This is a genomic window from Bacteroidales bacterium (assembly GCA_014860585.1).
Lineage (GTDB): Bacteria > Bacteroidota > Bacteroidia > Bacteroidales > 4484-276 > RZYY01.
Genome location: JACZJL010000155.1, coordinates 1 through 11850, shown reverse-complemented (window position 1 = coordinate 11850; position 11850 = coordinate 1). Strand labels below are relative to the sequence as shown.

At 43.2% G+C, this 11850-nt stretch carries 6 protein-coding genes; 2 read left to right on the top strand and 4 right to left on the bottom strand.

Annotated features, from left to right (window positions below; translation table 11 throughout):
* Positions 1–531 precede the first annotated feature (531 nt).
* On the bottom strand, positions 532–3030 hold the full coding sequence (priA, locus tag IH598_15680) for a primosomal protein N' (protein ID MBE0639958.1): 2499 nt from the start codon (positions 3028–3030) through the stop codon (positions 532–534).
* Positions 3031–3226: 196 nt separating this feature from the next.
* Here priA and IH598_15675 point away from each other — a divergent pair, with 196 nt between their 5' ends.
* Entirely contained in the window at positions 3227–6154 is a 2928-nt protein-coding gene (locus tag IH598_15675) for a M6 family metalloprotease domain-containing protein (protein MBE0639957.1), read from the top strand.
* On the opposite strand, the gene IH598_15670 is transcribed toward IH598_15675, so the two are convergent.
* Together IH598_15670 and IH598_15665 are read right to left on the bottom strand one after the other, a co-directional pair.
* Entirely contained in the window at positions 6147–6368 is a 222-nt protein-coding gene (locus tag IH598_15670; GenBank protein ID MBE0639956.1) for a hypothetical protein, read from the bottom strand. The genes IH598_15675 and IH598_15670 overlap by 8 nt on opposite strands.
* Positions 6369–6464: 96 nt before the next feature.
* A complete protein-coding gene (locus IH598_15665) occupies positions 6465–6962 on the bottom strand; it encodes a prolyl-tRNA synthetase associated domain-containing protein (protein ID MBE0639955.1) in 498 nt (165 codons plus the stop codon).
* A gap of 158 nt (positions 6963–7120) precedes the next feature.
* Here IH598_15665 and IH598_15660 point away from each other — a divergent pair, with 158 nt between their 5' ends.
* Positions 7121–11224: a T9SS type A sorting domain-containing protein gene (locus IH598_15660; protein ID MBE0639954.1), complete on the top strand. Its 4104-nt coding sequence runs from the start codon at positions 7121–7123 to the stop codon at positions 11222–11224.
* Positions 11225–11399: 175 nt separating this feature from the next.
* On the opposite strand, the gene IH598_15655 is transcribed toward IH598_15660, so the two are convergent.
* Positions 11400–11615: a hypothetical protein gene (locus tag IH598_15655; protein ID MBE0639953.1), complete on the bottom strand. Its 216-nt coding sequence runs from the start codon at positions 11613–11615 to the stop codon at positions 11400–11402.
* Positions 11616–11850 lie beyond the last annotated feature (235 nt).

Below are 11850 nucleotides of genomic sequence, written 5' to 3'. Positions count from 1 at the left end.
GAAGTTTATTACCTACATGATCAACAATCAGGAGAAAATTGAAAGTCTGCTATCAGGGCTTGTTAATAGTGTTGACAACAACAAATTACTCGATATTATTGTCAAATATAGTGCTTATGATAAACGAAAACGTATCAATATTATTGACTTACAAACTCATCTAATCTTAAGTTGACGCGTATGCCTGTCAGGGTTAATGGGTTCTATAAAACCTTATCCCTTTCCCCAACCTTAGTAAAAATGGGATAACCCGGGATTTTTGTTACCTTATTCCTTTTGGTAGGCCTATGAAAATAAGGTAATAAGGTTATTGAGGTGATCAATTAAATACTTATCTTGTCGGCAGAAAATTGACTAAAATCTAATCAAAATAATTTTACAGGAGAAAATATTTTAGAATTTGAAAAGTGATTTCCGGACGAGACATCCGAAGAGAGAACACTCCCCCTTTAGGGGGCTGGGGGGTGTTATCCACGATATTCCCCCTTTAGGGGGCAGGGGGGTCAAAAGTCACACTTCTTCGCGTTCAAGTTACACCGGGTCAACATCCACCACTACACGGGCTGATTTGAATTTGCTGCCGGCTTCAAAAAGGTTGAGGATTTCTTTCAGTTCCTGTTTCAACCGGTTGGTTTCGGTGGTGCGTTCCAGTTTGATCAGGATATTTTTCAGATACAAACCTTTGATTCTCGAAACGATGGGAAACTCCGGGCCGATCACACGGCTGCCAAGTTTTGCTTTCAGCATGGCGGCAAGTTCGGTGGCTGCTGCGCTTACAGTCCCTTCCTCTTTGTGCTGCAACTGTAGTTCGATCAACCTGTAGAACGGAGGGTACTTGAAATTTCGACGCTCCATAATCTGGCTTCTGAACATCAGGTCGAACCGGTTGGCAATCACGTATTGGATGACTTCATGATTGGGCTTATAGGTTTGTATGATCACTTTTCCGCGTTTGAACTTTCGTCCTGCCCTTCCGCTTACCTGCGCCATCAACTGGTAGCTTCGCTCAAATGACCTGAAATCGGGATAGCTGATCAGGTTGTCGGCGTTAAGGACACCCACAATACTCACATTGTCGAAATCTAACCCTTTAGTCACCATTTGCGTACCCACCAGCACATCAATCCGGCGTTCTTCAAAATCGCTGATGATTTTCTGGTAAGATGTTTTTGATCGTGTGGTATCCAGATCCATCCGCATGATGGTGGCTTTTGGGAAAATAATGCCCAGATCATCTTCTACCTTTTCGGTGCCAAATCCTTTCATGTGCAACCCCGTGTGACCGCATTCCGGACAGCGTGCCGGAACCGGGGTGGAGTACCCGCAATAATGACACTTCAACTGGTTATTGTGCTTATGATAAATCAATGTGACATCGCAGTTTTTACAGGAGGGCATCCAGTTGCACGACTCACATTCAACCCGCAGCGAAAACCCCCGCCGGTTCTGAAAAAGGATGACCTGTTCCTTCTTCTCCAATGCCTCTTCGATATGCTGGATCAGTAGCGAACTGAAATGTGATTTCATTGTCTTGCGCCGGGTTTCCATTTTCAGGTCGGCAATCAGGATTTCCGGCAACTCCATCCCTCCAAACCTCTCGTTGAGTTCAACCAGTCCATATTTTTGCATTTTTGCATTATAGTAACTTTCAACGGAAGGAGTTGCCGATCCCAACAATGTTCTGGCGCCGTGCATCTGCGCAAGAACAATGGCGGCATCGCGTGCGAGGTAGCGCGGCGCCGGAGAATATTGCTTGTACGAAGTGTCGTGCTCCTCGTCCACAATCACAAGCCCCAAATTGCTGAAAGGGAGAAAAAGTGCCGATCGCGCACCAAGGACGATCTGGTATTTTTCAGCATTTTCTCCCACGAGTTCTTTATGCTGGTTTACTTTATTCCAGATTTCCACCCGCTCAAACATGCTGTATTTTGAATGATAAACACCCACACGATCGCCAAAATATTTCCGCATCCGGTTGATGATCTGCGTGGTAAGGGCAATTTCAGGCAAAAGAAAAAGTACCTGCCGGCCGCTTTTGATCATTTCATCAATCAGGCGGATGTAAATCTCGGTCTTTCCGCTTGAGGTTACGCCGTGCAGAACTGTCACAGGCTTTGTCTCAAATGACTTTTTGATCTGGTCAAATGCTTCCTGTTGTTTTTCGGTCAATTCAATACTTTTTACCGAACTTGTCGGATCGAAAGACTCGAGACGACTGCTTACCTTTTCGATGATCTCGAAGACGCCTTTTTTCTCGAGCGCCGAAATTTGTTGTGGTGCAGCATTGGCAGCGGTAAGAAGTTCGGAACGTTTTACCATTTCCTTTTCATCACCCAATTCGCCGATGAGCCGGTGAAAAGTCATCATCAGTTCCAACTGCTTATAAGCGCGTTTTTCGAGGTCATCAAACAATGCCCTGAGTTTTGCTTCATCCCGGTATTCTTTTGCTAACCGGACGTAAGTTTCAAGTTTTGGCCTGAACCGGTCTTTTATTTCTTCTTCGGGCAACACCACCTTTTTTTCAATCAGGTTTTTAATCAGCGGGATCACCTTTTGAAATTCAACAATCCGCGATACTTCGGAGATGGTCAACGATTTTTGTATATCGATCGCCTCGGCGACCAGATACTCTTTTTCATTCAACTGAGAAACATCGCCATTGAAGTCAGGATGTTGAACGATGCGGGTTTCGCTGGCCAATTTCAAAGCCGATGGCAAAGCTGCATTCATCACTTCCCCGGGATGACATAAGTAATAATCTGCGATCCAATCCCAGAATTTGAACTGCAACGGATTGATCAGTGGAATGGGATCAAGGACAGAGAGGATGTATTTTGGGGTATAATTTTGAGGTACATTTTGGTGAACGGTTTTGATAAGACCTGTGTAAAGCTTTGTTTTTCCAAATTGCACCACCACGCGCTTACCTGGTTGAATCTCGTCGTTTAACTCAAAGGGAATCCTGTAGGTGAATGTTCCGGGAACCGGCAATGGCAACAATACATTCACAAACAGGGTAACCCGATCCATCTGGTGATTTTTTGAGTGAACAAAAATACTGAAATTTCAAAGTTGGGGAAATGAGCAGAATTGAAATCATCCCTGAATCTCCAACTCCCCATGATTTAGTGATCGTGCATTTGATTTTGGTGGATATGAAAATCAACAAAAAATTATATTTTTGGCAAATTTCTTAGAAATCATAACTTAATCAACATTTTGTATCATGAAACGATCCGGAATTCTGCTGCTTGCACTGCTTCTTGTCGCTCAAATTTCAACCCTTCAGGCTGCCTGGCTTAATTTTGAACCTCAAACAATTGAACAACCTGACGGAACAATCATCAATTGTTACGCAACAGGTGATGAATTCTACAATTGGCTTCACGACGAAAACGGTTTTACAATTATCAAAGACCACCAGACCGGATATTATGTTTTTGCTGATTTGCAAAATGATGAACTGATTACTACAAATTTTATCGTAGGAAAAGTCAATCCGTCAGATTCCGGATTACAACCCTGGCTAAATATCCCTGTTGAGGCCATGCATAAACGCCGTTCAGATTTTCTTACCCATCAGATGCCTGTTCCGGAAGTGATACAAGGCTTTGATAATCCTGCAAACCGCGACAATACCGGTACCTTCAACAACCTGGTGGTTTACATCCGTTTCAGCGATCAACAGGAATTCACCAACGACACAACCTATTACTTCAATATGTTCAATAACACATCGCCCGGGTACAGTTCGATGTACAATTACTTTGAGGCAGTATCGTACGAAACACTTTTCATGCCTTCTCATTTTTATCCTGTACCACCTCAAAATACGGTAATCTCTTATCAGGATACTTATCCACGCGCTTATTTCATGCCCTACGATCCCGGTACCAATACGCAGGGTTATCAGGGTGATGATGAACGCAGGACGCGTGAACACAAACTGTTGAAAAGAGCAGTTGAAGCCATTGCCTCCGAAGTGCCATCTGACCTGAATATTGATTACAACAACGATGGCTACGTTGATAACGTCGTGTTCATTATAAGAGGAGGAACCACCGCATGGTCAACGTTATTGTGGCCGCACCGATGGGTGCTTTACAGCGAATCTGCGTTTATCAATGGCAAACGGGTATGGGATTACAACTTTCAACTCGAAACCAGTCTGACAGGTAGCGGTACCGGGGTGCTCGTGCACGAGATGTTCCATTCTCTTGGCGCTCCCGACCTTTATCATTACACTACCCAACCGGTCACACCCGTTGGCGCGTGGGACGTGATGGCACAAAACAATAATCCGCCTCAATCAATGGGGGCTTACATGAAATTTCGTTATGGTCATTGGATTGATGATATCCCTGAAATCACCGAATGTGGGGTTTATACCCTTGAACCTGTGGCCTCCGATCAGAACAACTGCTATAAAATTGCTTCACCAAATTCAACCACAGATTATTTTGTGCTCGAATACCGGTTGAAACAAGGTGTTTTTGAAAGTACCCTGCCGACTTCCGGATTGCTGATTTATCGGGTGGATGCCACGATGCACGGTCAGGGAAATGCCCAGGGGCCACCAGATGAATTGTATGTTTACAGGCCCAACGGAACCAATTACGTGAACGGCACCCTACCGCAAGCTGCTTTTGCCGAAGATTTCGGACGAACTGCATTCAATGACAATACCAACCCTGCGTGCTTCCTGTCCAACGACCTTCCGGGTGGTATTGACATTTTCAATATCGGGATGATTGGCGAGACCATTTCGTTCGAAGTAAACTTTCAAAAACCACCAATCGCCAATTTTTCCGTTTCAACACAACTGATCACCGAAAACTGCAGTGTGGAATTTTACGATTTGTCCCTTTGTTATGTGGATGCATGGGAATGGACATTTGAAGGTGGAACGCCCGCTACTTCCATTGAGCAAAATCCCTCAGGAATTTTTTACGAAAATGAAGGCACCTACGATGTCACGCTTAAAGTAACCAACCAATGGGGAGAACATACAGTCGTTTTCGAAAACCTGATTGAGGTCAGCACCTCGGTTTTGCCGGTCGTAAATTTTACAGCCAGCGACACATTGGCCTGCACCAATAAGGTGATACAATTTATTGATCAATCCACCCTCTGCCCGATGGCATGGAACTGGGAAATTACCCCATCATCCTTTGAATTTGTCAATGGAACTTCTGCTGCTTCCCAACATCCGGAAGTGATATTTAATTCCCCAACAACGTATTCAGTTAAACTGACAGTTGAAAATGCCAATGGAAACTCAGAGTTGTCAAGGCAAAATTACATCCAGGCCGGGGGAGCCAATTTCGTCGATTTTGTGGGTTCATTTGAAGAGGATTCGTTTGCACAACAAGGCTGGATGGTGGAGAACCCTGACAATGCCATAACCTGGTCTTTGTGGGATGTTGAAGGAAGTGGCAATGGAACAAAAGCCGCAGGTATCAACTTTTATAACTATTACGCCTTTAATCAGCGCGACCGGCTGATCAGCCCCCCGCTTGCATTTAATGCCGAAAGCGCTGCAAAACTCAAATTCAAACACGCATACGCCAGGGTAAATCTCCAGTTTACCGATTCATTGATTGTCAAAATTTCGAATGATTGTGGCGAAACCTGGACAAGGTTATTGGCAGTGGCCGACGATGGAACAGGGAATTTTGTGACCCGTGATCCCGTTGGATTTGCATTTATCCCTGCCACACCTGAAGACTGGTGCGGAACAGATAATGGCGCAGATTGTTTCGAAATTGATGTGACTCCGTGGATTGGTGATCTGAATGTGAGAATTATGTTTGAGGCGGTCTGCATCATTGGGAATAACCTTTTTATTGACGATGTTCATTTTGATATGGCCACACCAATATCTGACCACTCTGCGGGTCTGGCTCAGGAAACTTTGCAGCTCTTCCCCAATCCTGCTTCGAACGAGGTGACTGTTTCATACGAAGCCCCCGCTGGTAAGTATTTGATGAATATTTTGGATGTAAACGGCAGGGTTATACTGAATGAAAATATCAATGCAGATCAAACAATCATTCATCAAACATTCGATTTGAAAGGATTTTCAAAAGGAGTTTATGTTGTAAGGATAAGTGGAGATACTTTCCTTGAAACCAAAAAGCTTGTGATCAGATAAGGTATTCTCCATCCACAAGTTGAACCTGTGCATGGGCACCAAGCCGGAAGGCCTCGGTCGAATCAAGGTTTTCAACCTGAATTTTGATTCTTTTCGGATTTTCCGATGGGATGACTTTATAATTCAAAGTGTTTGTTTGAAGATAACTGACAACAATATTTTCAAACTTCTTTTTGACTTCAATGACAGTTGGTTTTACTTGTAATGGTTCCATTTTTTTTTGACTAAAACAATGGCTAAATTAATTCCATCTTAAGATTTGAAGCAGAAAAGTACATTAAGTTATTGTTAAATTTTTAATGTTGGGCTGTTAATCATACAGTTGAAGAAACTCGTAAGTATTCCCTGACCATCTGAGGAAACGCAGAAAATCCTCAAAAGCTATCACGACAGAGTAGGTATTTAAATTGGGGTGAAAGCTGATTTTTTTTGCCTTCAACAGGTTTTCATCCAAAAAAAGGTAAACATGATGGTTGGCATCATTAATCAATCCAAATGGAGAAACTGAACCCGGAGTTACTCCCAGATATTTCTCCATTCTTTCGGGTGAGGCAAATGAAAGTTTCCCTTGTTTAAGTCGCTTTTCAAGATCATGAATGGCTAAGTTCGCCGTGTGCTCGATGATCACAAGATAGTGCCGGTTGCCCTTATGATTTCTGAAAAAAATGTTTTTACAGTGTGCAGAATCGATGCCTTTCCAGTATTTTTGTGCTTCCTCGATTGTTGGAGCGGGCGGGTGATGATAAATTTCAAAATTAATGTTCAACTCGTTGAGCACCTGTAACACCCTGTCTTTTTTCGTTTCCATGAATAATCCGTCTAATTTGTTCAAACCGAAATTATTTTTTTTGGAATTATTAATAAAATAAAATCTATTTTTACGCCTCAAAAATAATATCAAATTTTTCATCACCTATTCTCTTGAATTTTAATGAATCACTTTTTATTAACTAAAACTTTTACACAATGAATTTATTTACCAACTTCGCAAAGCAAGCAAGGTTTGCATTACTCGCTGCACTACTCTTCTCGTTTGCTGCCCTCAACGCTCAAATGTATCAATTTGACGACTCATGGGGAAATGCCGGACTCACACTGAAAAGTGAATCTGCTGCCGGCGTCAGGGTTAATTTTTCAGTTAATTCTATCGAATTTGTTGATCAGGAAATTGATGGAATATCAATGAAGGAGATTCTTATGCCACAGGTTTTGCTGCCCAATGATGAAGGCATGCCCAACCTGCCGGGTTTTGGTCGTAACATTGCCATCCCGCAGGGGTCGACAGCAAGGATCAATGTGAAAAGCTACCGTACAGAAACCATCAAAAACATCGACATTGCCCCTGCACCCCGTATTCCGCTTGATACCGAAGATGGGCCTTTGCAATATCGTAAGCATGAACGTGTTTACAACGAAAATGCTTATTATCCTGCAGAGCCTTTTATCCTCTCAGAAATTACCCAGATCAGGGGTGTGGATGTGGTAACCCTTGGTGTTACTCCTTTTCAATACAATCCTGTAACCAAAGAACTTGTCATTTACCGCGATGTTGACATCGAAGTGGTATTCGAAGGCGGGAATGGTCAGTTTGGCGAAGATCGCCTGCGCAGCCGCTGGTTCGACCCAATTCTGGAAGATGCGATTTTCAATTACAACTCATTGCCTGTAATTGACTACAGTGCACGCGTACAACATCAAAACAATTCAGATGCCACTGGTTTTGAGTATTTGATCGTTGTTCCTAACAATCCCATCTGGATGCCTTATGCTGAGCAAATTAAAGAATGGCGCACAAAACAGGGCATCCTCACCGGAATCAAAACGTTGAGTGAAATTGGCGGAAGCACCGTAGCTATTCTTGAAAGTTATTTTAATAATGCCTACAACAACTGGGACATTCCTCCTGTAGCAGTATTACTGATGGCAGATTATGGAACTGACGCCAACAATAGCATCATTTCACCAATTTGGGATGGCTACTGCGCCTCCGATAACATTTTCTCTGATGTTGACGGTAATTCCATGCCTGATATGATCTTTGCCAGGATGACAGCACAAAATGCTACTCACCTGCAAACCATGGTTTCCAAAATGTTGAATTATGAAGACAATCCCCCAACAGACCCAGCCTTCTACAACTCTCCTATTACTGCATTGGGCTGGCAAACTGAACGCTGGTTCCAGATCTGCTCTGAAGTTGTCGGGGGCTTCTGGCGCCTTCAGGGTAAGCAACCGGTGAGGATTAATGCAATTTACAGCGGTACACCCGGAACTGTATGGTCGACAGCCACCAATACTGCCACGGTAGTCAGCTATTTTGGACCAAACGGAAGAGGCTATATCCCTTCATCTCCTGCCGAATTGGGTGGATGGTCAGGTGGTACGGCTCAGCAGGTTGTAAATTCAATTAATGCCGGCTCGTTTGCTCTGCAGCATCGTGATCACGGTTTTGAACAAGGATGGGGTGAGCCTGATTTCCAAAGCAGCCATATCAACAGCCTCACTAATAACCAGAATAACGAACTGGTTTACGTATTTTCGATTAATTGCCTTACAGGTAAGTACAATATGTCTGGCGAGTGTTTCACCGAAAAATTCCACCGTTATACCTACAATGGTTTAAATGCAGGTGCTTTGGGACTTATTGCAGCTTCTGAGGTTTCCTATTCTTTTGTGAATGACGCTTTTGTTTGGGGTATGTTTGACAATATGTATCCCCAATTCATGCCTGATTACGGATCACCTGTTCAGGAACGTGATTTCCTTCCGGCTTTTGGTCAGGCTGCCGGTAAATATTTCCTCCAGCAATCTCAGTGGCCCTATAATACCAACAACAAAGAGGTTACTTACAACCTTTTCCATCAGCATGGCGGCGCCTTTATGCAGGTTTATACTGAAGTTCCACAGAACATGGCCGTTACGCACAACCCGATTCTTTACAGCGGAAACTCGTCCTTTACAGTAATTGCTCCTGTTGATGCTTACATCGCGCTTACAGTTAATGGCGAAATCATTGGTGTTGCACAAAGTGCAGGTGGCGCCAACAACATCGTTATCGAACCACAACTTCCCCCAAACACCATGGTTGTTACCGTTACCAAACAGAATTACTATCGCTACGAAGCTAATGTTGACATTATTCCGCCAACCGGACCTTATGTAGTTGGTGATTCTTACGTTATCCACGATCCTTCAGGAAATAATAATGGTTTAATGGACTATGGCGAAAGTATTACACTGGACATGACATTGAAAAATGTAGGTGTAGCTCAGGCAACCAATGTTTCAACAACAATGACCAGCGCCGATGAATATGTTACAATTACTGATAATTACGCTTTCGTCGGAACCGTTGCTCCCAACGCAACCGTTACTGTTAATAATGCATTCGCCCTCACCGTTTCAGCCAATATCCCGGACAATCACAGTGTTTCATTTACTCTAACGTCAACAAACGGAACAGATACCTGGATTAGCTATATCTCCATCACCGGACATGCACCACACCTGAAATTCAAAGAATATGTCGTGAACGACGGTGGCAATGGAATATTGGATCCAGGCGAAACAGCTCCTTTGGTTATCACCGTCGAAAATACAGGTTCTGCAGCAGCTTACAATGTGATTGGCTCACTTACATCCACCGATCCTTATGTTTCAGTGTTGACCAGCCAGCCTCAAAACATGGGTAACCTGAATGCGGGAACAACGGCTAACTGCACTTTCACTGTTTCGGCTAGTGGCAACGTACCGGCTGGTTACACTGCCAACCTTGACCTTTCAATGAATGCTGACCTGGGTGTTACGCAGCAGGATGTGATCTCGCTTTTGTTCCCCGATTATTGCTACCCAACAGCCAACTGCTCCTTTGCTGACGGCTTCACGGGCTTTGCTCTTGAACAGATTAACAATATGAACAGCGGCTGCAGTGCCAGCGGATATGGTAATTTCACCAGTATGGTTGCTAATCTGGCAGGTGGACAAACGTATACCGTACAATGGAAAACCGGTTACAGCAATCAGCAGGCTTGTTTATGGATTGACCTGAATGATAACAAAGAATTTGAAGCCACTGAAAGATTAATTACCAACTATGTGATGGCTCAGGCAAATGTGGTTTACACAACAACATTTACTGTCCCCGCCGGGAATTACTATGGTGATAAGCGAATTAGAATCCGTGCCAACTGGCAAAATTCATCTTCCGATCCTTGTGCTAACTTTTCTTATGGTGAAACTGAGGATTATACAGCTAATTTTGGCAACCCGGTTAACCTTGAACCACCTCAAAACGTTTCGTGTAATGTAACCGGAAACAATGTTACGATTACCTGGCAGGCGCCCGCCGGAACATCTGAAGATGTATTGGGATATAATGTGTATCGTGATGGACAGAAGATAGCAAACATGATTACCGTATTAACTTACACCAACACCAATGTACCCGTTGGAAGTTACTGGTATTCTGTTACTGCTGTTTACCAGCAAGGCGAATCCGGACTTGCTAATCCGATGCAGGTAAATATTGGTTCACTTACAGGTAAACTCCAGGGTTTTGTCAGGGATGCGGTTACAAACCTTGTAATTCCGAATGCATGGGTTTCAGCTCTTAACACAGATTACGGAGCCGTAACCTATAACACACCTTTCGGAAGTCATTATACACTCAACCTGCCAGGCGGAACCTACACCATCGTTTGCAGCGCCCCTGGATATCAATCCATTACTGTTAACAATGTGGTTATACTTGACGGTCAAACCAGGGCCATTAACTTCTATATGTATTCAGGCGACAGCCCGGAAGTTACTGATTTGATCAGCGGTATTCAACTGTATTCAATGGATGATGTCACCATTTATCCTAATCCTGCAACGGATGAAGTGAACATTTCAACCAGCTCGATGCTCAGGAATGTAAAAATCATCAACAATATGGGACAGTTAATCTTTAACAGCCAGATTAATGATTATACTCTGAAAATCAACACGTCTGACTTTAATAAAGGGTTCTATTTCATCGAGGTAGAAACTGAAAGTTCAAAATTTATTGAGAAACTCATCGTCAGATAGTATTAAGATCAGGCCATACTTGAAAAGGGAACCTCATTTGAAGGGTTCCCTTTTCTTTTATTAAGCAACTAAAATCAAAAGTGATTGAATTCGTGTCAACAAGGAAACTCCTATGTTGATCCCAACCCTCCCGACTGTGTCAGGATAAATTCCGGGAGCAATGATTTTCAACGATTTACTCCTTTTTCCCGAAGGGATCCTCCAAAGGTTCAAAGAACTCCTTTGGAGAGTCCTTCGCAGCTGTGGGAAGGGTGGTGTAATTAAATCGTTGAAAATCAAATTCAGGGTGTTTTCTTGCTGATACGATCTCGGTGAGGAGAATTCTACAGAAATCCTCATTCTTTTTTTCGGGAAGCCTTGTAGTCTGTGTTAATATTCCAGGAGCTCTCATTATTTCCAATCTTAATTGATCTCATCCGCGCAACACACCCCGCAAGTTGGTTTTCCCATCAGTCCACAATTTCATTCCCAGAGTAGTTCTTTCTCCATAGGTCAGTCACATATTTTTACACAAGCTTTGCAGGTCGCAAGGATATAGCCTGAATGAGGTTTTCCTGTTTCAATGCATCATCTTTATCAAACACTTTTTTCATTGACCTTTCTATAGAATAAAAAAGGCCGTTCAA